This window comes from Agrobacterium sp. SUL3 (assembly GCF_001263295.1).
GTDB classification, from domain to species: domain Bacteria; phylum Pseudomonadota; class Alphaproteobacteria; order Rhizobiales; family Rhizobiaceae; genus Agrobacterium; species Agrobacterium tomkonis.
Genome location: NZ_KQ414511.1, coordinates 1 through 24,063, shown reverse-complemented (window position 1 = coordinate 24,063; position 24,063 = coordinate 1). Strand labels below are relative to the sequence as shown.

Annotated in this window: 23 protein-coding genes; 8 read left to right on the top strand and 15 right to left on the bottom strand. The window is 59.8% G+C overall.

Features of this window, described 5'->3' with window-relative positions; genetic code table 11:
* Positions 1–23: 23 nt before the first annotated feature.
* The 3 genes from AKG12_RS21245 to AKG12_RS21235 all read left to right on the top strand — a co-directional run bounded on the left by AKG12_RS21245 (position 24) and on the right by AKG12_RS21235 (position 4,465).
* Positions 24–2,819 (top strand): DUF2339 domain-containing protein, encoded by a 2,796-nt coding sequence (locus tag AKG12_RS21245; protein WP_052820320.1) that lies wholly within the window; start codon positions 24–26, stop codon positions 2,817–2,819.
* 150 nt (positions 2,820–2,969) lie between these two features.
* Positions 2,970–3,611, top strand: a complete 642-nt coding sequence (locus AKG12_RS21240; protein ID WP_052820379.1) for an HD domain-containing protein — start codon at positions 2,970–2,972, stop codon at positions 3,609–3,611.
* 11 nt (positions 3,612–3,622) lie between these two features.
* Entirely contained in the window at positions 3,623–4,465 is an 843-nt protein-coding gene (locus AKG12_RS21235; protein WP_052820319.1) for an MOSC domain-containing protein, read from the top strand.
* Between the two features lie 30 nt (positions 4,466–4,495).
* Here AKG12_RS21235 and AKG12_RS21230 read toward each other — a convergent pair whose 3' ends face one another.
* On the bottom strand, positions 4,496–5,230 hold the full coding sequence (locus AKG12_RS21230) for a class I SAM-dependent methyltransferase (protein WP_052820318.1): 735 nt from the start codon (positions 5,228–5,230) through the stop codon (positions 4,496–4,498).
* A 180-nt stretch (positions 5,231–5,410) separates the two neighbouring features.
* On the opposite strand from AKG12_RS21230, the gene AKG12_RS21225 reads away from it, so the two are divergent.
* On the top strand, positions 5,411–6,625 hold the full coding sequence (locus tag AKG12_RS21225) for an MFS transporter (RefSeq protein WP_046798961.1): 1,215 nt from the start codon (positions 5,411–5,413) through the stop codon (positions 6,623–6,625).
* A 2-nt stretch (positions 6,626–6,627) separates the two neighbouring features.
* Here AKG12_RS21225 and recO read toward each other — a convergent pair whose 3' ends face one another.
* The 9 genes from recO to AKG12_RS21175 all read right to left on the bottom strand — a co-directional run bounded on the left by recO (position 6,628) and on the right by AKG12_RS21175 (position 13,329).
* Positions 6,628–7,392 carry a DNA repair protein RecO gene (recO, locus tag AKG12_RS21220; protein ID WP_052820317.1) on the bottom strand — a complete coding sequence of 255 codons (765 nt, stop codon included), beginning with the start codon at positions 7,390–7,392 and terminating at the stop codon, positions 6,628–6,630.
* 56 nt (positions 7,393–7,448) lie between these two features.
* Positions 7,449–7,826: a response regulator gene (locus AKG12_RS21215; protein ID WP_046798761.1), complete on the bottom strand. Its 378-nt coding sequence runs from the start codon at positions 7,824–7,826 to the stop codon at positions 7,449–7,451.
* Positions 7,827–7,961: 135 nt separating this feature from the next.
* Complete coding sequence (locus AKG12_RS21210; protein WP_046798760.1) at positions 7,962–8,714, bottom strand: Crp/Fnr family transcriptional regulator; 753 nt, start codon at positions 8,712–8,714, stop codon at positions 7,962–7,964.
* A 345-nt stretch (positions 8,715–9,059) separates the two neighbouring features.
* Positions 9,060–10,010, bottom strand: a complete 951-nt coding sequence (era, locus tag AKG12_RS21200) for a GTPase Era (protein WP_046798758.1) — start codon at positions 10,008–10,010, stop codon at positions 9,060–9,062.
* A gap of 74 nt (positions 10,011–10,084) precedes the next feature.
* Entirely contained in the window at positions 10,085–10,804 is a 720-nt protein-coding gene (gene rnc / locus AKG12_RS21195; protein ID WP_046798757.1) for a ribonuclease III, read from the bottom strand.
* Positions 10,801–11,547, bottom strand: a complete 747-nt coding sequence (gene lepB, locus AKG12_RS21190; RefSeq protein WP_046798756.1) for a signal peptidase I — start codon at positions 11,545–11,547, stop codon at positions 10,801–10,803. The genes rnc and lepB overlap by 4 nt, the downstream gene beginning before the upstream one ends.
* Before the next feature lie 210 nt (positions 11,548–11,757).
* Entirely contained in the window at positions 11,758–12,162 is a 405-nt protein-coding gene (gene acpS / locus AKG12_RS21185; RefSeq protein WP_046798755.1) for a holo-ACP synthase, read from the bottom strand.
* Positions 12,159–12,737 carry a DUF2062 domain-containing protein gene (locus AKG12_RS21180; protein ID WP_052820316.1) on the bottom strand — a complete coding sequence of 193 codons (579 nt, stop codon included), beginning with the start codon at positions 12,735–12,737 and terminating at the stop codon, positions 12,159–12,161. Before AKG12_RS21180 ends, acpS begins: the two co-directional genes overlap by 4 nt.
* Positions 12,738–13,182: 445 nt before the next feature.
* Positions 13,183–13,329, bottom strand: coding sequence for a hypothetical protein (locus AKG12_RS21175; protein ID WP_003496944.1), 147 nt, complete (start codon positions 13,327–13,329; stop codon positions 13,183–13,185).
* Here AKG12_RS21175 and AKG12_RS29565 point away from each other — a divergent pair.
* Positions 13,328–13,519, top strand: a complete 192-nt coding sequence (locus AKG12_RS29565; RefSeq protein ID WP_082178991.1) for a hypothetical protein — start codon at positions 13,328–13,330, stop codon at positions 13,517–13,519. The genes AKG12_RS21175 and AKG12_RS29565 overlap by 2 nt on opposite strands.
* 7 nt (positions 13,520–13,526) lie before the next feature.
* Here the strand turns inward: AKG12_RS29565 and AKG12_RS21170 are convergent, their stop codons facing one another.
* Positions 13,527–15,761, bottom strand: a complete 2,235-nt coding sequence (locus AKG12_RS21170; protein ID WP_046798960.1) for a RelA/SpoT family protein — start codon at positions 15,759–15,761, stop codon at positions 13,527–13,529.
* Positions 15,762–15,893: 132 nt separating this feature from the next.
* Positions 15,894–16,286 carry a DNA-directed RNA polymerase subunit omega gene (gene rpoZ / locus AKG12_RS21165; RefSeq protein ID WP_046798752.1) on the bottom strand — a complete coding sequence of 131 codons (393 nt, stop codon included), beginning with the start codon at positions 16,284–16,286 and terminating at the stop codon, positions 15,894–15,896.
* Positions 16,287–16,678: 392 nt separating this feature from the next.
* Between rpoZ and AKG12_RS21160 the strand changes: the two genes are divergently transcribed.
* Together AKG12_RS21160 and AKG12_RS21155 are read left to right on the top strand one after the other, a co-directional pair.
* On the top strand, positions 16,679–17,248 hold the full coding sequence (locus AKG12_RS21160) for a LabA-like NYN domain-containing protein (RefSeq protein ID WP_035218078.1): 570 nt from the start codon (positions 16,679–16,681) through the stop codon (positions 17,246–17,248).
* Positions 17,249–17,468: 220 nt separating this feature from the next.
* Positions 17,469–18,968, top strand: coding sequence for a globin-coupled sensor protein (locus AKG12_RS21155; RefSeq protein WP_052820315.1), 1,500 nt, complete (start codon positions 17,469–17,471; stop codon positions 18,966–18,968).
* 194 nt (positions 18,969–19,162) lie between these two features.
* On the opposite strand, the gene smpB is transcribed toward AKG12_RS21155, so the two are convergent.
* On the bottom strand, positions 19,163–19,645 hold the full coding sequence (smpB, locus tag AKG12_RS21150; protein WP_052820314.1) for an SsrA-binding protein SmpB: 483 nt from the start codon (positions 19,643–19,645) through the stop codon (positions 19,163–19,165).
* Between the two features lie 223 nt (positions 19,646–19,868).
* The gene (dapA, locus tag AKG12_RS21145; RefSeq protein WP_046798749.1) at positions 19,869–20,753 is read right to left on the bottom strand and encodes a 4-hydroxy-tetrahydrodipicolinate synthase; all 885 of its coding nucleotides are present in this window, start codon (positions 20,751–20,753) and stop codon (positions 19,869–19,871) included.
* Positions 20,754–21,154: 401 nt separating this feature from the next.
* Here dapA and AKG12_RS21135 point away from each other — a divergent pair, with 401 nt between their 5' ends.
* A complete protein-coding gene (locus AKG12_RS21135) occupies positions 21,155–23,227 on the top strand; it encodes a lytic transglycosylase domain-containing protein (RefSeq protein ID WP_052820313.1) in 2,073 nt (690 codons plus the stop codon).
* A gap of 164 nt (positions 23,228–23,391) precedes the next feature.
* Here the strand turns inward: AKG12_RS21135 and AKG12_RS21130 are convergent.
* On the bottom strand, positions 23,392–24,063 hold a 672-nt coding region (locus AKG12_RS21130; protein ID WP_197283339.1), incomplete at its 5' end, for a porin.

The following is a 24,063-nucleotide window of genomic DNA, read 5'->3' as shown; positions in this document are numbered from 1 at the left end:
AGCTTCGTAATTGGAGAGCCCGTTTGGAAATCCCGTTTCTCATCCTCGCCCTCATCGCGGCCTTTATCTACACGCTGGTCGCGAGCATCCGTAATTCAAGCCGAATCAAATCGCTGGAACGCGAGGTTCTCAATCTCAAGCGATTGATGGCTGCCGGGGTGACGTCTCCCGCGACGGCACAGGCTGAAAGCGTGGAGTCTGTGGAAAACACGGATTTCGAGGCGGAAGAGAAAAACCGGGATTTGCCCGGAGCAGCAGCGTCCCAAGCTGAATACGCCTCCGAGCCTGAAGAAGCCGCCGCCATGGCGGTACCGGAAGAGGTCGTGCGCGAGGAAGCGCCGCCTGCGCTCGCCAACGAGACCGCGTCCGCGCCGGCCACGAAAGAAAGCTTCGAAAGCCTGCTCGGCGCACGCTGGGCTGTCTGGGCCGGCGGGCTGGCGCTTGCGCTCGGCGGTATTTTCCTCGTCAAATATTCGATCGAATCGGGGCTGCTCAGCCCGGCGGTCAGGCTTTCGCTCGCCGCCATTTTCGGCCTCGTTCTCGGGCTTGCCGGCGAGGCGATCCGCCGCAAGGCCGTGCCGGGCATCGCCGCCGCCTATTCCAACGCCATGATACCGGGCGTGCTGACGGCGGCCGGTGCATTGACGCTGTTCGGCGTGGTTTATGCCGCCTATGGCGTTTACGGTTATATCGGCTCAGGAACGGCCTTCATCCTGCTCGGGCTTGTCGCCTTTGCCACCATTGGCCTGTCGCTTCTGCATGGGCAGGCGCTGGCCGGGCTCGGTCTTCTTGGCTCGATGCTGACGCCGGCGCTGATTTCCAGCGAAACACCAAATATCTGGGCGCTTTTCGTTTTCCTGACGATCTCGTGGCTGGCGACGGCGGCCGCAGCGCGCAGGCAGGGCTGGACCGTGGTCCCGTCGCTTGCCAATGCCGGCCTTGGCCTCTGGGCGCTTGGCTATATCGGCTTTTCCGAGACGATCAATGCCGAACCGCCGACACTCGCATTGCTCATCATGCTGGCCGGTACGATCTTCCTGTGGCCCGGGAAACATTTCGACACACCGCCGGCAGAGGCCGGTGAAACCGCCGCCCCGGAGCGGCGCGCCATCCGTGCCATTCGGCTTCTGCTGCGGCCGTCGCTTGCCATCAACCTCACCGTATCGATGGCCGTGATCCTGCCCGCCATCGGCTTCCTGTTCGCCAGTGGCGGCATCGACACTCACCCGGCGCTGATCGTCTCGGCGCTGATCGCAGCACTCGCGGCCCTTGGCGCTGCCCGCCACTACGCCGTGTGGCCGGCCATCATTGCAGCACTCGGCGCGCAGACGGCGGTGGCGCTGATGTCACGGCAGGGCATCGATTTCATCGGCCTTATCAACGATACCGGCGTAACGCTTCCGCCCGTCGGAACAGGCTATACGGCTGAAATCGCCATGGCGCTTGGTCTTGGCGCTGTCTTCGTGCTGTGCGCCTTCTCCTTCCTGAAACGCAAGGGCGCCGACGATGCGGATTTCGCCCAGCTGTGGGCAGGTATTGCCGCGCTGTTCCCCGTCTGGCTGGCAACGGCAAGCTTCGTCGAATACGGCAATCTCGGCCGCGACTGGCTGCACGCCGCCTATGGTCTCGGTCTCGGCTTCGTGCTGATTGCCGGTGCAGAATGGCTGCACCGACAGAACAACGAGGCCTATCGCAAGCCGCTCAACATTCTCGTGCTCGGCTCGTTCGCCGCCTTCGCGCTCAGCCTGCACACGCTGACGGAAGGGCTTGCAACAACCGTTCTGCTTTCGGTCATCGGCTTCGTTTATGTGCTGGCCAGCCGTTACCGCAACTGGGATGTGCTGCCCTGGGTGATGGCCGTGGCAAGCGTTGCCGTTCTCGGCCGCATCGCCTGGGAACCCACCATCGTCGGGCCACAAAATCTTGGACTCACGCCTGTCTTCAACGCGCTTCTGCCGGGTTATGGCATTCCCGCGCTGCTGGCCGTCGCTTCCGCCTGGTTGCTGCGCGACTGGCCGGGTGTGAGGGCGAAGAACTTCCTGCAGGCGATTGCCAGCGTCATGGGGCTTCTGGCTGTCGCCATCCTCATCCGCCACGCGATGAATGGCGGCACGCTTGATAACAGCGTTCCGACACTTGGCGAACAATCGATCTACACACTGTTGACCATCGGTTTTTCCGGCGTGCTGATGACGCTCGACCTGAAGAGCCCCAGCCCCGTCTTCCGTTACGGCTCGATGATCGCCGGCGTGATCGCCGTCATCAACGTGCTGACGATGCATTTCTTCACGCTCAACCCCTATTTCACCGGCGAAAATACCGGCCGCATTCCGTTCCTCAATCTGCTCTCGATCGGTTATCTGCTGCCGGCGCTGGCCTATGGCGGCCTTGCTTATTATGCGCGCGGCAAGCGGCCCGCCGCTTATGTCAGTCTGCTGGCGGTGGCGGGTGCGGCACTCGGCTTTGCCTGGGCCACACTTTCGGTGCGCCGCTTCTGGCAGGGCGAAAACATCGCCGACTGGAAAGGCTTTTTGCAGGGCGAGACCTACAGCTATTCGGTGGTGTGGCTGCTGATCGGCGTGCTGTTGCTCATTCTCGGCTCGCGCTTCAATGCCCGCAGCCTGCGTCTGGCATCGGCCGCCTTCGTTTTGATCTCCGTCGCCAAGGCCTTCCTGATCGATATGAGCAATCTTGAGGGCGTGCTTCGGGCGCTGTCCTTCATCGGGCTTGGCGCGGTTTTGATCGGTATCGGCCTGTTTTACCAGAAAATCCTCACCCGGAAGAATGCCCCTCCCGCCCCGCGACAAGCCGATACATGATGTCAATTGCGCGGGCGCGATTCCCCCTCTAAACGGCATGGAACATCAGACCGAAAGTGCTTCGGGAATCCGGTGCCCAAGCAGGAATTCAGAGCGGCGGAACGATTCCGTTTTATCTCCGCCGCTCCAGCCAAAACCGATGGAGTTGCAATGCAGGCCCAATCTTTTGCTCCTTACGAATCGCTAGCCGGCCCACTGATCCCGCACGCCGCGGATAGCGGCGACGGCTCGCACGATCTTGCCCATATTCACCGCGTCTTCCGCAACGCCATGCGCATCCATGCGGACGAAGGCGGCGATGGCAGGGTTCTGGCGGCCAGCGTGCTGTTGCATGATTGCGTGGCCGTGGAGAAGAACTCGCCGCTGCGCGCTGAGGCCTCGCGGCTGGCGGCGGAAAAAGCCACCGGCATTCTTGAAGCGCTCGGCTGGCGGCAGGCCGACATTGACGCCGCCGCGCACGCCATTACCACCCACAGTTTTTCCGCCAATATCGAGCCGCGGACGCTGGAGGCAAAAATCCTTCAGGATGCCGACCGGCTGGATGCCATCGGCATGGTTGGGGCGGCGCGCTGCTTTTATATTGCCGGGCGCATGGGTTCGGCGCTTTATGATCCGGCCGATCCGCTGGCCAAGGATCGACCGCTTGACGACCGCGCCTTTGCCATCGACCATTTTGAAACCAAGCTTTTCAAACTGGCAGACGGCTTTCGCACCGAGACGGGGCGGCAGATGGCCAAGGCCCGCCATGAGCGACTGAAACAGGTGCTCGACCTGTTTCTCGACGAGATTTGAGGAGATCCAGGATGCGTGTGACCGAACTCAACATCTATCCGCTGAAAAGCGCGCGCGGCATTCCCCTCTCCGAGAGCGCTGTTTCGGACGAGGGCCTGCCCGGCGACCGTCGCGCCATGTTGATCGACCCTTCCGGCCATTTCATCACCCAGCGCGAATTGCCTTCCATCGCCACGGTTCTGGCGCGGCATGAGGATGGCGGCATGGCGCTTGCGCGGGACAAGGGTGGCGAGATCGTCGCAAGACCGTCCGGCCAGCGCATGGATGTGGCGGTGTGGAAATCGATCGTCAGCGCCAACATCGCCGATGACGAGACCAACACTACGCTTTCGGCATGGCTGGGGCGCGAGGTGAAGCTGGCATTCTTCGATGATGCCTCAAAACGCATTGCGAGCCTCGAATGGACGGGTAACGAAACGCCCGTCACCTTTGCGGACGGCTATCAGATCCTCGTCACCACCACCGCCTCGCTCGCCGCGCTGAACGACAATATGCGCGCCAATGGCGAAGACACTGTTGGCATGGAGCGCTTCCGGCCCAATATCGTGCTTGATACGGACGAGCCATGGGCCGAGGACCGCTGGGCGGCTATCGAGATTGGCGGCATTCGTTTCGATCTCGTCAAACCCTGCGCCCGCTGCATCATGACCACGCAGGACCAGATAACCGGCTCCCGCGATGTGCCCTCGCCCATGAAAGCCATGGGCCGCATCCGCATGTCGGGTGATCGGCGCGTGCCCGGCCCGCTGTTCGGCTGGAACGTGACGCCGCGCGGTCAGGGCAGACTGTCGGTCGGCGATGTGGCCAAGGTGGTCGAGGAACGGACGGAAGGCTGGGCGATCAAGAGACGCTAGGCCACGGGCGTTGCAGCGCCCGTCATGCCATCACGGCTTGCGGGCGCTGACGATCAGAAAGATCGGGCGGCGGTCCTCGTGCTTCAACTCCGGTCGCTCCGCAAGCAAAGCGGGATCGGGCCTCGGCTCGGCCAGACGCGTCAGGGCAAAGCCGGCGGAAAGCAGGCTGTTGAGAACGCCTGACACCGTGCGGTGATATTTGACGACATCATCCGCCATCCAGTTGGAATGGCGCACGCCCTCGTCCTGATAATTATCGAGCGGCCAGTGCAGGATTTCACCATCTTCGCCGTAGAACCAGTCCTGTTTTTCGAGAGCCGTGAACACCGGATGCTCGATGGAAAAGACGAAATCACCACCGCGTTTCAGGACGGCGAACACCCTCGCGAATGCCGCATCGAGATCGCGGACGTAATGCAAAGCGAGCGAGCTCAGCACCACGTCGAAGCTTTCGGACGCAAAATCGATGTCCTCGATCGCCGCCCGGCGATATTCGATACCGGACCCGCCATTTATTTCGGCGGCACGGCACAGCATGTTCTCCGAAAGATCGACGCCGACAACACGGGCCGCCCCCTGCTCTGCCGCATAACGGCAATGCCAGCCGAAACCGCAACCGAGATCGAGAAGGCTCCGGCCCTGCAACGGCGGAAGCACGGCGCGCAGTTCGTGCCACTCGCCGGCCTGCTGCAACCCCTCCACGGAGCGCGGCATGGCGCTGTAGCGCTCGAAGAACCCGGGGTCGTCGTAAATATTCTGCTTCATCGTCATCTCTCCGGAATTCCGGCAATAATGTGCGGGCATCCCATCAATCCCATGAATAATGGGGGTCAAGAAAAGTCGCTAGTGGGGACGGCTGACAAAAGCTAATATTCATGCCGATCAGAGGGAATCTGCAGAAGATTTGCGCCATCTCCAAGGCGCATGCTGCAGCAGGAGAATTTCATGTTGCAAGCCACACGCCAGACCATGCCCTGGCTGATTATCGCCGCCGGGTCGCTGATTGCCGTCATGACCTTTGGTCCGCGTTCGGCCATGGGCTTTTTTCAGCTGCCGATGCTGGCCGATACCGGCTGGGACCGTTCCACCTTCGGCCTCGCCATGGCTTTGCAGAATCTCTTCTGGGGTCTCGGCCAGCCCTTCTTCGGTGCAATCGCCGATAAATACGGCACGGGCCGCGTGCTCGTGCTGTCAGGCTTTCTGTATGCCGCCGGCCTCATCTGCATGTCCTTCGACACCTCGCCCTTCTGGCTGCATTTCGGCGGTGGCGTGCTTGTCGGGCTTGGTATCGCCGCCGGTTCGTTCAGCGTCATCCTGTCGGCGTTTGCGCGCCATGTGACGCCGCAGCAGCGCTCGCTCGCCTTCGGCATCGGCACGGCGGCGGGCTCTGCCGGCATGTTCCTGTTCGCACCGATCAGCCAGGGCCTGATTTCCGCCTATGGCTGGTCGAACAGCCTCGTCTGGCTCGCCGTGATGATGATGCTGGTGCCGCTGCTCGCCATTCCCATGCGCGGCAATTCCTCCTCCGGCAGCCAGTCGCAGACACAATTCCAGCAGACGGCAGGCGAAGCACTAAGGGAAGCGCTTGGCCATAAAAGCTATCTATTGCTGACGACAGGCTTTTTCGTCTGCGGTTTTCAGGTGGCCTTCATCACCGCGCATTTCCCTGCCTATCTCGGTGATATCGGCATCGAACCGCGTTACGCCGTCATTGCCATGGCGCTGATCGGCTTCTTCAATATCATCGGGTCGCTCGCCGCCGGCGTCATCGCCCAGCGTTATTCGAAACCCTATATGCTGGCCTATATCTATATTGCCCGCTCGGTTGTCGTGACGGCCTTCCTGCTCCTGCCGCAATCGCCACTTTCGGTCATCCTGTTTGCGGCTGTCATGGGCATTCTCTGGCTTTCCACCGTGCCGCCCACAAACGCGCTGGTGGCAATCATGTTCGGCACGCGCCACCTCGGCATGCTCGGCGGTGTCGTGTTCCTGTCGCACCAGATCGGCTCGTTCCTCGGCGTCTGGCTTGGCGGCTTCCTTTATGACCGGCTGGGGTCCTATGATCTCGTCTGGTGGCTTGGCGTCGGCATGGGGATTTTTGCGGCCATCGTGCATTGGCCTATTCAGGAGCGGCCCGCGCCGCGGCCTGCAATGGCCTGAGACTACACGGCCTTATCAAGCGCGGGCGGTAATGCCCTGCGCTGCAGCGCCTTCAGCGCCGCCTGCACGAAACCGTCGCGGGCGGCGTTTTCATTCAGGCCGCGCGGATCATAGACATGCCGGTTGAGGAAATGCGCCGTCAGGCGGAAGGCCGCCGCGAGGCTTTCGGGATCGGCAGCTTTCGACTGGCCCTCACCGAGAAAAGCGGGCAGCGACAGCATCCGCTCCGCATAGGGCGCCCCCGCCGTGCGGCAAACCGCCCTGCCCGTTTTCGGCGACACATAAATGAGATCGGTGCGCAGCCCCGTCGCCGCGCATTCGGTGAGATCAAGCCCGAAACCCAGATCGTTCAGCACCGCGAGTTCGAACCGCACGAACAATTCCCCGGCATCGGCCGGATCGTGGAGATTGTCGAGGATGATATCGAGCGCCTGATAAAGATGCGGGTGCGGGTCGCGCTCCGGTAGAAGCCTGAGAAGCGCGCCCATGGCCTGGACGCCGTAAACAGCGGTCGCCGTTTCCATCAGCTGCGCGGCGCGCAATTGCAGCGGCTCGATTCGGTATTCGCCAAGATGGTCGTCAAGTCGCGCCCGCCAGATGACATCCACCCGGTTTCCCGCCTGCAGCACCGGCTGCATGCTGCGGGAGCGACCGGAGCGCACCATGCCGAGATGCCGGCCGCGCGTACGGGTCATCACCTCGGCGATGACACTCGTCTCGCCATGGCGTTTTACGCCGAGAATGATTGCCTCATCCTGCCACTGCATGAAACCTGTCCGAATTTCGATTCAAGCCGGATCATAACCGATCCTTCGGCGAAACGTTATTCTTTTACGGTGTCACTCGAAACGCCGACAAGGCCGAGAACGAAATCCATGATTTCATTTTCTCCAAAAGGCTTTCCGAGCAGAGGCGCCTGCGAAAGATCGTCGGGAAACCCTGTCGTATCGCCATAACCGCTGACGAAACCGAAGGGAATGCCGGCCTCACGCAGCTGGCGCGCAAAATCATAACTCATGCCGTCGGAAAGGCTGACATCGAGAAGCACGCAATCGGCGCCGTCCTGCTCGACGGTCTGCCGCGCCTGCGCAAGCGTCGTTGCGATGACGATGATTTCGACACCCATGGACTGGAGAACCGCCTCGACATCAAGCGCCACCAGATATTCATCCTCAACGATGATAACCCGTTGTGGCACCATATGTTTTCTTCTTTCAACAGGAGGGGCGCCAACTGGCTGCGCGCCACGGCCTTCAAAGTGATGTTCCAGCACCATGGCTTAGCAGTCGCAAATTGCGACCCAACCGTCATTTAAAAAAGACATGTCGAAAGAAGATCAGATGAAGGGTCTTTGCCGCTTCTCGTCGCTTTCCCAGCCGGCCACATGGCTCAATCCGGCATTGTCGAGCACCAGACAGCCCTTGTCCGTCCAGCGAATGAGACCGCGATCAACAAGCTTTCTCAAGGTCTTGTTGGTGTGGACGATGGAAAGGCCGAGCGTATCGGCCACATGCTGCTGGGTGACGGGAATAGGTGTTTCGCCGCGCATAAGATCGACCGCCTTTGCCTTGCTGTAAAGAAACGCAATGAGATAGGCGGCGCGCTCCAGCGCAGTGCGCCGGCCGATGCTGAGCAGATGACTGTCAAGCATGCGTTCCTCGCTTGCCGCGATCCAGGTCAGGTCATAGGCAAGGGTCGGATGATCGGTGAAGAGGTTGTTGAGGCGTGATCGTTCGAAAACGCACAACGTCACCGGTGACAGCGCTTCGACCGAATGCTGCATTTCCCCCATGACCGTGCCCTGCAGGCCAACAAGATCGCCCGGCATGACATAGTTGAGGATTTGCCGCCGGCCGTCTTCCAGCGTCTTGTAGCGGAAGGCCCAGCCATGCAGCACGGTATAGAGGTGGGCGCTGTGCGACCCTTCCATCAAAATGACAGAGCCGCTTTCCACCGCCAGTTCCCCCGTTTTGAAACGGGAGACAAAATCGAGTTCGGAAGGGGCGAAATCCCTGAAATGCGGCAGGTCACGCAGGGGACATTGCTGACACGGCGTGGTGGAAATTCCGTTCGGTTTTTTTGGCGACATGAATATCCGTCATCGAAAAAAGGTTGCGCCCAATTGTTTTGGAACAACCCGCCTGAACGCATTCGGTTCCCGATGGTGGGTGAAGATATTCAAGTCATTCAAGGATCGCGGCGCGCCCTACGCTCCAACACACAAAAACGAAGGCTTTGGAGGCAATCTCGATGTTCGCGTTGGTTCGCGACATTTCCCGCTCGTCATTCCGGCCTTGAGCCGGAATCCAGTCGACGCGCGTCTGCGCGGCGAGAGAGTTCTTTCAGCCCAAGGACTTGGGCTGGCTGGATTCCGGCTCAAGGCCGGAATGACGGAGGCGGGCGCATGCTCTCACCCTGCCGGTGCGCCAGTGCGCTAGCCGCGCGGGAACTCCAGTCCCATTTCACGGAAACGCTCGGGGTCATCGCCCCAGTTCTCGCGCACCTTGACGAACAGGAAGAGATGGACCGGCTGCTCGAGGATTTCCGACAGCTCCTTGCGCGAGGCGGTGGAGATCGCCTTGATCGCATCGCCGTTCTTGCCGAGTGCAATCTTCTTCTGGCTGTCGCGCTCCACATAAATCACCTGCTCGATGCGCACGGAGCCATCCTTGCGCTCTTCCCACTTTTCCGTCTCGACATGCGAGGCATAGGGAAGTTCCTGATGCAGGCGCAGGAAAAGCTTCTCGCGGGTGATTTCGGCGGCGAGCTGGCGCATCGGCAGATCGGAAATCTGGTCTTCCGGATAATACCACGGACCTTCCGGCAGGGTATCCACCAGATAATCCATCAGGTCTTCGCAGCCCGAACCATTGGTGGCCGAAATCATGAAGGTGCGATCGAAGGCGACCTTCTCATTGGCGGCGGCGGCCAGCGTCAGCAGGTCTTCGCGCTTCACCTGGTCGATCTTGTTGAGGCAGAGGATCTTCTTCTGCGGAACGTCCTTCAGACCTTCAAGGATCGCCTCCGCATCGCCCTTGAGGCCGCGCTCGCTGTCGATCAGAAGCAGGATGAGATCGGCATCCTTTGCCCCACCCCAGGCGGAGGTGACCATGGCGCGGTCAAGCCGGCGGCGCGGCTTGAAGATGCCGGGCGTGTCCATGAAAACGATCTGCGCATTCTTGTGAATGGCGATGCCGCGCATCACGGCGCGCGTCGTCTGCACCTTGTGGCTGACGATCGAAACCTTCGCGCCTACCAGCCTGTTGACCAGCGTCGACTTGCCGGCATTGGTCGGGCCGATGAGGGCCACAAAGCCGGAACGGGTCGGAAGGTTGTTGTCTTCGCCTTCAATGGCGGGGTTTTCGTGATCGGTCATGATATCCATCAAGGTCAGAGGTATTCAACATGCGGCCATAGGGTCCGCCATGCGCTCGATTTTGGCACCCTAAGGTGGGGTGCTCAGTTTTTGGTGGGGCTTTTCTGCCAGACGCCTTCGCGCTCCAGCAATCTGGTGGCCGCCACCTGTTCGGCTGCGCGCTTGGAGCGCTCGACGCCGGTTTCCGGCTTCACGCCGGGAATTTCCACCGTCACGGTGAAGCTTGGATCGTGATCCGGTCCGGAACGATCGTCAACCCGGTAAGCGGGTGTCGTCGCAAATCTGGCATGCGCCCATTCCTGCAACTCGGTCTTGGCGTCGCGCCGCCCGGCATCCACCCTTGTCGCCCGACTTTGCCAATATTTCAGAACGAACCTGCGGGATGCCTCCAGCCCGCCATCCAGATAGATGGTGGCGATCAGGCTTTCGACCACATCGGCGCGCACGTTCAGCATCGCCTTGCCGGTCAGTTTCTTCACGTCCGATCCGGTGCGGATGAAATTGTGCAGGCCCATCTCGTCGCCGATCGCGGCGCAGGATTCGGCGCTGACGAGCTGGTTCAGACGGACGGAGAGTTCACCTTCGGTGGCGTTACGGAAGGTGGAGAAAAGCAATTCGGCGACGCAGAGACCAAGGACACGGTCGCCTAAAAATTCCAGCCGCTCGTAATTGCCGGCGGCGGCGGAGCGCGCGCTGGCATGGGTCAAGGCCCGGTCCAGCCGGGCCTTTTCCTTGAATTCATATCCGATCAACGCTTCCAGACGCGAAATCTCGTCCGCCGAAAGCGGCTTGGTCTTGCTCATTCCACAACCTTGAAGAGGCGGTCCCAACGCATGTTGGCCGGCCATTCCCAAATGCGGCTGAACGGCGTGTCGTTGCCCAGCGAGAAGAAGATGACGCTGGCGCGGCCGATCAGGTTTTCTTCCGGCACGAAGCCGACATCGAAGCGGCTGTCGAGCGAATTGTCTCTGTTGTCGCCCATCATGAAATAATGGCCTTCCGGCACCAGGAATTCCCGGGTGTTGTCGCCGCGCGAGTCGGGCGACTGGTCAAGCGTGTCATAGGTGACGCCATTATCCAGCGTTTCGCGGAAGACCGGCACATTGGCGCCAGGATCAGCGCGGTAATCCGAAGTGAAGGTGCCGTCGGGCTGCTTCGGCACCGGCTGGCCGTTGATGAACAGCACGCCGTTCGTCACCTGAACGCGATCACCCGGCAGACCGACGAGACGCTTGATGTAATCCACTTCGGGATTGGGCGGCAGGCGGAACACCACGACATCGCCCCGCTTGGGCTTGCTGAATTCCAGAATACGGCCCGAAAACAGGTTCGGCGAGAAGGGCAGCGAATATTTCGAATAGCCGTAGGAGAACTTGTTGACGAAAAGATAGTCGCCCACCAGAAGCGTCGGCATCATCGAGCCTGATGGGATCGTGAAGGGCTGAAACAGCACGGTGCGGATGACCATGGCCAGCAGCAGCGCCTGAATGATGACCTTGACGTTCTCCCAGAGGGCGTTCTGCTTCTTCTCAGCTTTTTCGGACACTTAGAGACCTGCCTGATTGTTTCCCGGCTTCTTCGGTTTCACGAAGGCATCGGGGCCGTTGTTTTGTCGTGCTTGCGCCGCATGAAGCACTCTTCATACAGCCGGCAACGCTTTCATATTTCTGCGACTTCTCTAGAACCTTTCCAGCCCGAAGGGAAGCGCTTCTATGACAAGGGTGCAAATAGGCCGCCAATGCGGCCGCACCGGGTCTCAGCCATTCACGGGAAGCGCCTCGATAATCACAAATGCCTGAGCATAAGGGAAATCATCCGTGATCGTCAGGTGGATATTGGCGCGGTGGCCGGCCGGCAGCATGGCCGCCAGTCTTTCCCCTGCCCCATTAGTCAGAAGCATGGTCGGCTTGCCGCCCGGCAGATTGACGACGCCCATGTCCTTCCAGAAAACACCATTCGCAAGGCCTGTTCCAAGCGCCTTCGAACAGGCCTCCTTGGCGGCGAAACGCTTGGCATAGGAGGCGGCGCGGTTCTTGCGGCCATCGGATTTGGCGCGCTCTATATCGGTGAAGCAGCGATGCGTGAAACGTTCGCCGAAACGCTCGATCGACTTTTCAACGCGGCGAATGTCGATCAGGTCGCTGCCCAATCCAATGATCATTTCAACATCTCCAGAGAAGCGTTCTTATTGGCGGCGCGGTGTGCAAGATTTTCCATCTTGCGCCGCTGGAAGCCGCTGATGAGGCCGTAAACGACGATATAAGCGATGACTGCGCTGATGACAGCCGGAAACAGCGCGCCGACCGTCATGGGTTCCAGCACGGGTGTCCATATCTGCCGGAATTCGAGATGGCTGAACAGCGCAACGAAATCCACATGTGCAGCGCTTTCCGCGCTCTGGCGGCCGAGGATGAAATGCCCCAGTTCCCAGGTGGATGCCCATATAAACGGAAATGTCAGTGGATTAGCGAAGGTCGTGCCGAGCGCCGCGGCAACAAGATTGACGCGCATGAGGAAACCGAGCGCCATGGCGATGATGATATGAATGCCGAGAAACGGCGTCCAAGCCACGCCGATACCGAGGGCGACGCCGGCAGCAACCGAATGTGGAGAGGCGGAAAGCCTGAGCAGACGCAGCTTCATATAGCGCAGCGAACGGGAAAAACCCGTGCGCGGCCAGAAGAGGTCGCGAATCTTCTCTGAAAAACCAACGGGTTCACGGCGGCGAAACGGCATGAGGGCAGTCTATTTCATCGCCCCGGTTGAGCCAAGAGCATCATAGACGGCGCGGAGATCTTTTGCAGGCGTATTTTCTTCCGTCATTCCGGCCTTGAGCCGGCGTTCCGCCGATACTGCGCGGCGCCACCAGATGAATACGAACCTTGCCGGACACTCTGACGTCATCCTCGGGCTCGTCCCGAGGATCTACAACCGATTGATTTAATTCGACGTGATTAGATCCTTGGGACAAGCCCAAGGATGACGCAGGGGAAATACCCACCCTCTCGCCGTCAACTTCGCTTCAACAGCAACGTGTCCTGTCATTCAGACAGGACTGCGGTGGACGCCCGCTTGAAGCGCGCATTCACATAGTTTTGCGAGACACAGCAATGCTCAGGCCGATACGGCTGCACCTGCTGGCCGCATACGCATGGCGAAGGGCTGCCATGCGCTGAGCGCATTACCGACGGAACAGGCCGCGGTCGATTTCGCGCTGACGGAACTCGAGGTCGACATTCGATACCGAGCCGCTGAGATATTCGAATTCGCGTTCCTGCGTGGTCTTGCCACGAACGGCACGGGCGATCTTGCGAAGCGGAGTAAACATGATTTTCGGTCCTTTCGGTTTGGGATTGGCGTTTCTCATCGGTGTAAATCCCACCGGCACGCCGCGTTTCCCGTCTTCAATTTCTGAAAGGAAGATAGTCTTAAACCCCGCCTGCGACCAGAGACAGGAAAAGGCCGCTGCCATGCAACCAATGCATAACGGCGGCCTTTCGAGTTACGGCAGCGACTAAAAATGCCTCAATCGAAGGCACGCGCCACTGTTGATACGCAGTCGAGATCTTTCAGCTGCGACAGAAGCTGGTTCAGCTGCCGCAGATCCCAGACTTCGACATCCAACGCCAGTTCGGAGAAGTCAGTACCGATGCGGACCATGTTCAACCCGCGAATATTGACATCCAGCGTCGCGATCGATTGCGCCACCGAGGCGAGCGTGCCCGGCTCGTTCAGCGCATTGATCATCACCCGCGCCATGAAACGCGACTTGTTCGCCTCATCGAGATCCCAGCGCACATCGATCCAGCGCTCCGGCTCATCGTCGAAGCGTTGCAGCGCCGGTGCCTGGATCGGATAGATGGTGATGCCCTTGCCTTTTTCCATGATGCCGACGATGCGGTCTCCCGGAACGGCGCCGGCCGCACCAAAATGCACATCGACATTGCCGGAAAGGCCACGGATGGGCAGCGGGTCCGGCCCATCCAGCATCTCGGCCGCACCGTCATCCTCGAGAACCGAGCGCGACTTGCCGGGGATCTTGAAGACCATGCCGGAGGCGCTGCGCATGTTGAACCAGCCATCATCGCCGGTCATCTTCACCGTGACGCGCTCATCCTGATAATCCGGATAGACCGCGCGCAGCACATCGAGCGAGGAAACCTCACCGCGGCCGACGGCGGCGATGGCGTCTTCCACATCCTTCTGCGCCAGACGATGCAGCACGGGCTTCAGAGCTTCCCGCGAGAAGGCCTTGCCGGCGCGCTCGAAGGTGCGCTCGAGAATACGATAACCGAGGCCGGAATATTGCTTGCGAATGGCCATGCGGGTGGCGCGGCGAATGGCCGAGCGGGCTTTGCCGGTCACCACCACCTCTTCCCATGCGGCCGGCGGCACCTGTACGCCGGAGCGGATGATCTCCACCTCGTCGCCGTTGTTCAGGCGGGTGACGAGCGGCATGATCCGGCCGTTGATCTTCGCGCCAACGGTGGTGTCACCGATATTGGTGTGAACGGCATAGGCGAAATCGATGGGCGTCGCGCCGCGCGGCAGCGCAATCAGCTTGCCCTTCGGGGTGAAGCAGAACACCTGGTCCTGGAAGAGTTCGAGCTTGGTATGTTCGAGGAACTCTTCCGGGCTGTCGCCTTCGGCCAGCGATTCGATGGTGTGGCGCAGCCAGGAGTAGGCATTCGATTCCGGCGAGAGCAGATCGCCCTCCCCGTTTTCACCATCCTTATAAAGCGCATGGGCGGCGATGCCGAATTCGGCGATCTCATGCATGCGCTTGGTGCGGATCTGTAGTTCGATACGCTGGCGCGACGGGCCAACGATGGTGGTGTGGATGGAGCGATAATCGTTCTGCTTCGGGGTGGAGATGTAGTCCTTGAAGCGGCCGGGCACCACGCGCCAGCGGGTATGCACGATGCCAAGCGCCCGGTAGCAGGAGGGAATATCGTCCACCAGAAGGCGGAAGCCATAAACATCGGAAAGCTGCTCGAAGGAGAGCGACTTCGACTGCATTTTGCGGAACACCGAATAGGGTTTTTTCTGACGTCCCTTGACGCCCGCCCCAATGAGGCCATTGGCCACCAGAAGCTCACGCAATTCGTCCTCGATCTTCTTGATGAGGCCTTCATTGCGGGTTTCCAGTTCCTGCAGACGATTAGTCACCGTCTCATAGGCTTCCGGGTTGAGATACCGGAAGGACAGGTCCTCCAGCTCGTCGCGCATATCCTGCATGCCCATGCGGCCGGCGAGCGGCGCATAGATTTCCATGGTTTCCTCGGAAATGCGGCTGCGCTTGTCGGCCGGCATATATTCCATGGTCCGCATATTGTGCAGGCGGTCGGCGAGCTTGACCAGGAGAACACGCACGTCGTCGGAAATGGCAAGCAGCAGCTTGCGCAGGTTTTCGGCCTGCTTGGCCTTGCGGGTAACGAGATCGAGTTTCTTGAGCTTGGTCAGCCCTTCCACCAGCCGGCCGATGTCTTCCCCGAAGAGCTCATCGATTTCGGCGCGCGTGGCGGTGGTATCCTCGATCGTATCGTGCAGCAACGCCACCGCGATGGTCGATTCGTCGAGATGCATTTCAGTGAGGATGGCGGCAACTTCCAGCGGATGCGAGATATAGGGGTCGCCGTTGGCCCGCTTTTGCTGGCCATGTTTCTGCATGGCATAAACATAGGCCTTGTTCAGCAGGGCCTCATTCGCATCCGGTTTATATTTTTGAACCCGCTCGACGAGTTCGTATTGCCGCATCATGCGATATTCCACAAAAAGAAAGCGCGCCAACCTTGGGGTCGGCGCACAATGCTGCATCAATAGGGATCAGATTATGACGGGAAATATTGACAGACGGTAACCACCGCCTGCCAATGGCGTCATAAAGTCAGATCAATAGTCGTCATTTTTTTCCGGCGGCACAAGGCCTTCGATACCGGCCAGCAGTTCTTCTTCCGACATCTGGTCGAAAGTAACCGTTTCCGGCTGGTCGTCGTCTTCGCCATCGGCGCCAGTGGAGGCGGCAAGCGTGACCGGATCGGGCTCAGGCTCGTCCACTTCAACATGCTTCTGCAGCGAATGGATGAGGTCTTCCTTCAGGTCGTCAGGCGACAGGGTTTCGTCGGCGATTTCGCGCAGCGCCACAACCGGGTTCTTGTCGTTGTCGCGGTCAACCGTGATGGAAGACCCTTGAGAAATCTGGCGCGCACGGTGGCTGGCGAGAAGCACCAGTTCGAAACGGTTGTCTACTTTATCAATGCAATCTTCAACTGTGACGCGGGCCATTGCCTGTCCTTTGCGTGTCGTAATGTCGTGGATCAGAGCGCCGTGCGATGTTCGGGTGCACAAGGGATGCTCTAACCTATTGAATCTGCGCTTCGTGCCTTGCGAAAAACATTCAAGATTTCTCGCGACGAAGCTTTCCAGCTTCCGATACAGCCATTGGCCGCGGAATTCAAGTTTTTCCTGTCTTTGGCGTCTTTTGGCACCTTATTGCCCATGTTTGGCGTCTGATGAACAAAATGTCTAGAAGAATTGTCTTGGAATACGGGTGAAGTTACCTTACTTAAAACGCTAACGGCGATGCGCGAAGCTCGTTGATACGACATGTTTTTTTGCGTTATCGACCGGATATAAAAGCCAGATAATGGCCTTTCCAAAAAAAGGAATGGGATGGAATGTTCGATCCACGGGAGAAAATTGCGCTCTTCATAGACGGAGCCAATCTTTATGCAGCATCGAAAAGCCTGGGATTCGATATCGACTACCGCAAGCTCCTTAAGGCGTTTCAAAAGCGTGGATACCTGCTGCGTGCCTATTATTACACCGCATTGATCGAGGATCAGGAGTATTCCTCGATCCGCCCGCTGATCGACTGGCTGGATTATAACGGCTACAAGGTCGTGACGAAGCCGGCGAAGGAATTCACCGACGCGCTCGGCCGCCGCAAGATCAAGGGCAACATGGATATCGAACTTGCTGTCGATGCCATGGAACAGTCCGAGACGGTCGATCACCTCGTCCTGTTCTCCGGCGACGGCGATTTCACCACGCTGGTGGACGCGCTGCAGCGCAAGGGCCGCAAGGTGTCCGTGGTTTCCACCATGGCGACGCAGCCCGCAATGATTGCAGACGATCTGCGCCGGCAGGCCGACCACTTCATCGATCTGATGACGCTGAAGGCAGAGATCGGGCGCGACCCGAATGAGCGCCCTGCCCGGCATGTCGAAAGCCCTGAGACGATCTGATCCGGCTTTCGCGGCACTAACATCACAGAAGCGCGTCCGTCCGAAAGGCGGGCGCGTTTTTGTTTAGGCCACACCCCGCTCGACCGCGGAAAATTGCCGTTTAAATTAACAAACGTCAAATCCGGCCATGCGAAATTATATCTTGGTTAATTTTAGACGTGTCTAAATCACGCAACGGCACCACCGACGTAATTTGGGTGTCAAAGCAGGATGACTAGACATGCATGGCCAAGCGAAAACCAATCAACAACTCGATGAACGACTGAATTTTCTGGGGCTTGGGCACGAGCAGCGGCAAAATCTTTCGGACATGAAGGGTGTCATCACCGGTTCTCTCGACGCCTCTCTCGACCGGTTTTATGCGAAGGTTCGCTCGGTGCCGGAAACCGCGAGGTTCTTCTCCAGTGACGCGCATATTCACCATGCCAAGAGCATGCAGCTGAAACATTGGGCGAGGATCGCCTCCGGCACGTTCAACGTGGACTATACCGACGCCGTCACTGCCATTGGCCGCACCCATGCGAGGCTTGGCCTGGAGCCGCGCTGGTATATTGGCGGTTATGCGCTGATGCTTGATGGCATCGTCAAGGCGGTGATCGGGTCCGAATTGAAGGGCCTCTTCATGGAGAAGAAGGCCAGGAAGCTGAAGGATGGGCTGTCCGCAACCATCAAGGCCGCCCTTCTGGACATGGATTATTCGATCTCCGTCTATCTCGACGTGCTGGCCGCCGAGCGGCTGAAGGTAGAGGCTGAGCAGGCGCAGATGAAGAAGGAACAGGAGCACGTTCTCGAACTGCTCAACAATGCGCTGAACAAGCTGGCCAATGGCGACCTCACCTCCAGCATCACCGAAAAGACCGCGCCGCAATTTGAAGGGCTTATCGCCAATTTCAACGCTGCGGTCGGCAATCTCTCCGGCGCCTTTGGGCAGATCGTCGAAGAGGCCAACAAGATTTCCGGCAACACCCGCGAGTTGACCTCTGCGACTGACGACATGGCCCGCAGGACCGAACAGCAGGCCGCCGCCCTCGAGGAAACCGCCGCCGCCGTCGAGGAAATCACCACCATTTCCAAACTCTCGGCGCAGCGCTCCGAAGAGGCCAAGGCCATCGTCGAAAGCTCGGCCGTTGAGGCGGCGCGCTCCCGCGATGTGGTGACGGAAGCCGTCAAGGCGATGGGCGCCATCGAGGAATCGTCGCAGAAGATCACCCAGATCATTTCGGTCATCGACGAGATTTCGTTCCAGACCAATCTTCTGGCGCTGAATGCCGGCGTAGAAGCAGCACGCGCCGGTGAGGCCGGCAAGGGTTTTGCCGTCGTCGCCCAGGAAGTGCGGGAACTTGCGCAACGCTCGGCCACCGCCGCCAAGGAAATCAAGACGCTGATCTCCAAATCTTCCGAGGATGTGATGCAGGGTGTCTCGCTGGTCAACAAGACGGGCGAATCCCTGAATACGATCGGCAACAAGGTGGATCACATTCAGGAACATATCGCCTCGCTGACCAAGGCGGCGCAGGAACAGTCCGTCGGCATTCAGGAAATCAGCGCCGCGATCAACAGCATGGACAATCTGACCCAGAAGAATGCGGCCATGGTGGAAGAAACCAATGCGGCCACGCATAATCTGAGCGATGTCAGCGCCAATCTCGCAGCGCTTGTCAGCAGGTTCAGTGTCTCGGCTTCGAGGGCTTATGTAGAGCGGACTTACAGGGCTGCTTGAGAGGCGCCACGGGCAGCAGCACGCTCCCGTCATCCCGGCCTTGAGCCGGGATCCAGCCAGCCCAAGTCCTTGGGCTGAAAGGACCGTTTCCCCGGCGCAGACGCGCCGTGGCTGGATGCCGGATCAAGTCCGGCATGACGGAAGAACAAGTGGCGAAAGGCCGCCACCCTCTAGGCCGCGAAATTTCCTGCCGCTCAGGCGTTGTTACCCTTCAGCAGCCGCGACTTCTGCCGGTTCCAGTCGCGTTCCTTTTCCGTCTCGCGCTTGTCGTGCAGCTTCTTGCCCTTGGCGAGCGCCAGTTCCAGCTTCGCGCGGCCCTTTTCGTTGAAATAGACCTTCAACGGCACCAGCGTCATGCCATCGCGGTTGATGCCGGCCCGCAGGCGGCTGATCTCGCGTTTGCTCAAAAGCAGCTTGCGGCGGCGGCGCGGCTCGTGGTTGAACCGGTTGGCCTGCAGATATTCCGGCAGGTGGGAATTGATCAGCCAGATTTCATCGCCCTCATCCGAAGCATAGGATTCGGCAATATTCGCCTTGCCTTCGCGCAGCGACTTGACCTCAGTGCCGGTCAGCACGAGGCCTGCCTCATAGGTGTCGATGATTTCGTAGTTGAAGCGAGCCTTGCGGTTTTCCGCAACGATCTTGTTCACCACGCGCTGGCTGCCTTTGGGGCCCATGATATTTCAATCCCTTGTTTTTCTTATTGCGCCGCAGCCTGCCGGCCGGAGCGGTTTTCGAGATGTAGTTCTCGCTTTTCCGCATGTCTTTATCCCAAAACCGGTGCCCGCTTTTGGGAGACATGCTCTATTTAGTATCGTCGTCGCAAAAAGAAAAGGCGCGCGGAACCGCTTCTGTCGCGAAGCGGGCCCATTGCGCGCCTTTAAGGCTTTCAGGCGTCTCTCAGTTCATCAGGCCGGCATGTTTCAACGCCGCGTCAATCGCCGCTTCGGTCGCCGGCTCCAGCGTGCTCATCAAAGGCGAGCGGACCCGGCGGTTGCCGCCCCGTGTCTTCGACAGCGCATATTTCGTGCCGCAGACACCGGGCTCCATGAAGATCGCCTTGTGCAGCGGCATCAGGCGATCCTGATACTCCAGAGCCTTGGCATAGTCGCCTGCTAGCATCGCTGCCTGGAATTCCGAACAGAGGCGCGGCGCAACATTGGCAGTAACCGAGATGCAGCCGACACCGCCATGGGCGTTGAAGCCGAGCGCCGTACCATCTTCGCCCGAGAGCTGGATGAAATCCTTGCCGCAGGAAATGCGCTGCTCGGAAACGCGGTCGAGCTTGCCCGTCGCATCCTTCACACCGACGATGTTCTTGTGCGCCTTGACGAGCGCACCCATGGTTTCCGGCGACATATCCACCACCGAGCGCGGCGGGATATTGTAGATGACGATCGGCAATTTCACCGCTTCGGCAACAGCCGAGAAATGGGCGAACAGGCCCTTCTGCGTCGGCTTGTTGTAATAGGGGGTGACCACCAGCAGTGCATCCGCGCCGGCTTCCTGCGCATGCAGCGCAAGCTCTATCGCTTCATCGGTATTGTTGGAGCCTGCACCCGCAATGACCGGAACCCGTTTCGCCGCAACCTCGATGCACAGTTCAACGACCCGTTTGTGCTCATCGTGGGAAAGCGTCGGGGATTCCCCCGTCGTACCCACGGGCACAAGGCCCTTGCTGCCTTCGGCGATCTGCCATTCCACATGGGCGGCAAAGGCCTGTTCGTCCACGGCACCATTGTCCGTGAACGGAGTAATGAGGGCGGGAATTGATCCCTTGAACATGCAAAGCTCCTGGCGCCGAGCCGGTTCATGCTTCGGCCGCATTCGATGGTTAAAACCGGCACACATTAGTGCCAGCCCTTGGCGCCGACAAGCGCAAAGGCAGCCTATTTTGTCCGAAATTGTCGGAAGTGTGACAGTCCGGAAACGTCACACCACAGTTAAAAAATCGCGGCGGCGAAATTGCGGGCCGCTCGCGGGCCGGTGAATAAAAGTTGATGGGATTGCGCGGGGGGCGGTTAAGGTTTCATTAATCTCAATCTCCGTAGATTCAATGCAGAACACGGGAGCGGAATACGAGGCCAAGCCTTGAGCGATTTACGCAATCCTGCTGCAATAAAACGACAATACAAGAACGACAGTACAAGAAGGTCGATTGTTTCCGTCTGGCGATGAAGAACGGTATGAAAAAAACAGTTTGGGGATTGATGGCGGCGGGCCTCGCCGCAACCGTTTGGAACGCGCTGGCCGGGCCGCTGCCGGAAGGTGCGGTGCCGCTTCCCTATGTGAAGCCGAATGCGCCGACCGTTCCCGCCTTCATGCCCGCCTCGCCCGAGATCACCGGCGCCATACCGCGCCTCAACCGCCCCGATGATGCAAGCCAGCTGAAGGCCGGCCTCGACGCGCTTTCCAGCCGCGATGCGACGCGGGCGATTGCATTGCGCAACGCCATGCCGACCGGCAGCCTGGACCGGCATATTCTCAGCTGGGCAATTGCCGTTTCCGGCCAGAAGGATGTGCCTTCGTCCGAAATTGCCGCCGCCCAGCGCGAGCTTGCCGGCTGGCCGGGTGCCGCCACCCTGCGGGCCAATTCTGAAAAAGCGCTTTATCGCGAAGATCCGCCAGTACCGCAGGTGCTCGCCGCCTTCGGCAGCAGCCGACCGGAAACCGCCGAGGGCACCGTAGTGCTCGCCAAGGCACTCGCCTCCTCCGGCAAGGTCGTGGACTCCCAGCGCCTCATTCGCCAGCTCTGGGTCAGCGAAGGCATGGATAAGGACATGGAAGACCGGGTGCTTGCCGAGTTCCCCGCCTATCTGACGCCCGCCGATCACAAGGCGCGCATGGATTACCTGATGTATCGCAGCCGCATCGGCCAGGCGAAGCGTTTCGGCGATCTGGGCAAGGCGCAGTCGCTTTATAATGCCTGGGCCGCCGTTCTGCAGCGATCCGCCACTGCGGGTGCCCTGCTGGGCAAGGTTGACGCCAATTGGCGCGGCGATCCCGCTTTCCTATTCGCGCGCATAGAAAACCTGCGCAACCAGCAAAAATATCCTGAAGCGGCCGCCCTTCTGCGGCAGGCCCCGAAAGAGGCATCGAAACTCGTCAATCCCGGCGAGTGGTGGAACGAGCGGCGTATCATCGCGCGCGGCCTTGCCGATCTCGGCGATTTTGCCGAGGCCTATCGCATCGTCGCCAATCATTCGGCCACCTCGGCCGTCGATATTGCCGATGCGGAGTTTCATGCCGGCTGGTATGCACTGAGAGCGCTCCGCGATCCGGCGGCGGCTTCACGTCACTTCGACACGTTGTTGCAGACCTCGAACCGGCCGCTTTCCGCCTCGCGCGCCTATTATTGGCTCGGTCGGGCGGCGGAAGTGGGCGGACCGGGCAATGCCCGTGACTTCTTCACCAAGGCTGCCGCCCACCCCGGCACGTTTTATGGCCAGCTGGCCGCCGCACGAATCGGCACCACGACGCTGAATGTTACGTATCCCAGCCCAAGCACCGGCGACCGTGAACGCTTTGCCGGCCGTGAGGCCGTGCGCGCCATCGACCGGCTGGAGGCCGCCGGTTATGGCTGGCGGGCCGACAGTCTTTACCGCTCGCTGGCCGACCAGCTGGACAGCCCCGGCGAACTTGCCATTCTGGCCGCGAGGGCGGAAGGCAACGGCAATCATCAGGTTTCGCTGCAGATCGGCAAGACGGCCTTCAGCCGCGGCATCGATGCGGCAGCGCTCGCCTATCCGCTCGGCGTCATTCCCGCCAGCGCCAATATAGCCGGCTCCGGCAAGGCGCTTGCCTATGCCATCGCCCGGCAGGAGAGCGCCTTTAACCCGGCCGCGGTCTCCGCCGCCAATGCCCGTGGGCTGCTGCAATTGTTGCCGGGAACCGCCAAGGGCGTGGCCGGACGCCACGGCCTGCCCTATACGCAGGCGATGCTGACCAGCGACGCGGGATATAATGCCACGCTCGGCGCGCATTATCTCGGCGAGCAGATCGACAGCTTCGGCGGTTCCTATATCCTCACCTTCATCGCTTATAATGCCGGTCCAAAACGCGTGCCGGAATGGATTGCCCGCTACGGAGATCCGCGCGGCAAGCCTATCGATGAGGTGGTGGACTGGATCGAGCGCATCCCCTTCCCCGAAACGCGCAATTATGTGCAGCGGGTGATGGAGAATTATCAGGTCTACAAGACCCGGCTTGGGCAACAGGCCGATATTGTCGACGACCTGCGCCATGGCCGTGCGGGGTAAGCCGGGCTCATCGGCAGATATCATTACAGAGCATTCGAGCACCGGCTGGCCCGGTGCTTTTTTATTTCCCGGATAAGAATGACCGGCGCTGCAATGTGAAGCATTCAAACAAAAAACCCCGGCATTTCTGCCGGGGTTTCCATCACTGACAATGTCAGATCAGATTAGAACGTGCGCTGAAGGCGAACGAAACCGGTGACTTCGTCGTCACGGCCATCTTCATCGTAGTAGTTCGCGGTGATCTTCGTAGCCAGACCTTCGGTGATCTTGTAGTCAACCGTCAGACCAGCAGTCCAGGCATCACGGTCGCCAACGAAGTCGCCGTCAGCAGGATTGACGTCCAGCTTGCTGAGGTATTCGAAGCCGGGGGTAAGCGTCAGGCGATCCGTAGCCTTGATCGCGTACTCAACGGCAACAGCCCATTCAGACTTTGCGTAGTAAGCGTTGTCGCCCGAAGCCCATACACCGGCGAGGCCGAAGGTGCCCGGACCGATATCTGCAAACAGCATGCCGCGGACAGCAACGTTTTCTGCGTCGAAGTCGTAGCTGGCGATCAGGTTGGCGGTAACCGCGCCGAACTTGCCGCCGATCATGCCGCCGATGCCGACGTTGTTGTCTGCACCGTACTGGAACTGGCCGTACGAACCTTCAAGCTCGTCAACCGAGAGAGCAGCCTGGAAAGAGCCTGCGTCGTAGGTGTACTTGATCGAGTTGAACAGGGTGTTGGTCGACAGGATGTCGGTTTCGCCGTTCAGATCGTCGTCCCACCAGCTGTAGAACTTACCGACCTTCAGGCCGCCGAGTTCGATGAAAGCCTGGTCAACGAATACGCTGGA

Coding starts and splice junctions, on each gene's coding strand:
- rpoZ (WP_046798752.1), bottom strand. CDS start 16,286: ATGGCCCGCGTCACAGTTGAAGATTGCATTGATAAAGTAGACAACCGT.
- AKG12_RS21240 (WP_052820379.1), top strand. CDS start 2,970: ATGCAGGCCCAATCTTTTGCTCCTTACGAATCGCTAGCCGGCCCACTG.
- AKG12_RS21175 (WP_003496944.1), bottom strand. CDS start 13,329: ATGTTTACTCCGCTTCGCAAGATCGCCCGTGCCGTTCGTGGCAAGACC.
- AKG12_RS21135 (WP_052820313.1), top strand. CDS start 21,155: ATGAAAAAAACAGTTTGGGGATTGATGGCGGCGGGCCTCGCCGCAACC.
- AKG12_RS21210 (WP_046798760.1), bottom strand. CDS start 8,714: ATGTCGCCAAAAAAACCGAACGGAATTTCCACCACGCCGTGTCAGCAA.
- AKG12_RS21155 (WP_052820315.1), top strand. CDS start 17,469: ATGCATGGCCAAGCGAAAACCAATCAACAACTCGATGAACGACTGAAT.
- era (WP_046798758.1), bottom strand. CDS start 10,010: ATGGATATCATGACCGATCACGAAAACCCCGCCATTGAAGGCGAAGAC.
- AKG12_RS21170 (WP_046798960.1), bottom strand. CDS start 15,761: ATGATGCGGCAATACGAACTCGTCGAGCGGGTTCAAAAATATAAACCG.
- smpB (WP_052820314.1), bottom strand. CDS start 19,645: ATGGGCCCCAAAGGCAGCCAGCGCGTGGTGAACAAGATCGTTGCGGAA.
- AKG12_RS21225 (WP_046798961.1), top strand. CDS start 5,411: ATGTTGCAAGCCACACGCCAGACCATGCCCTGGCTGATTATCGCCGCC.
- AKG12_RS21235 (WP_052820319.1), top strand. CDS start 3,623: ATGCGTGTGACCGAACTCAACATCTATCCGCTGAAAAGCGCGCGCGGC.
- AKG12_RS21180 (WP_052820316.1), bottom strand. CDS start 12,737: ATGCCGTTTCGCCGCCGTGAACCCGTTGGTTTTTCAGAGAAGATTCGC.
- AKG12_RS29565 (WP_082178991.1), top strand. CDS start 13,328: ATGATTTTCGGTCCTTTCGGTTTGGGATTGGCGTTTCTCATCGGTGTA.
- dapA (WP_046798749.1), bottom strand. CDS start 20,753: ATGTTCAAGGGATCAATTCCCGCCCTCATTACTCCGTTCACGGACAAT.
- AKG12_RS21230 (WP_052820318.1), bottom strand. CDS start 5,230: ATGAAGCAGAATATTTACGACGACCCCGGGTTCTTCGAGCGCTACAGC.
- AKG12_RS21160 (WP_035218078.1), top strand. CDS start 16,679: ATGTTCGATCCACGGGAGAAAATTGCGCTCTTCATAGACGGAGCCAAT.
- AKG12_RS21215 (WP_046798761.1), bottom strand. CDS start 7,826: ATGGTGCCACAACGGGTTATCATCGTTGAGGATGAATATCTGGTGGCG.
- acpS (WP_046798755.1), bottom strand. CDS start 12,162: ATGATCATTGGATTGGGCAGCGACCTGATCGACATTCGCCGCGTTGAA.
- recO (WP_052820317.1), bottom strand. CDS start 7,392: ATGCAGTGGCAGGATGAGGCAATCATTCTCGGCGTAAAACGCCATGGC.
- rnc (WP_046798757.1), bottom strand. CDS start 10,804: ATGAGCAAGACCAAGCCGCTTTCGGCGGACGAGATTTCGCGTCTGGAA.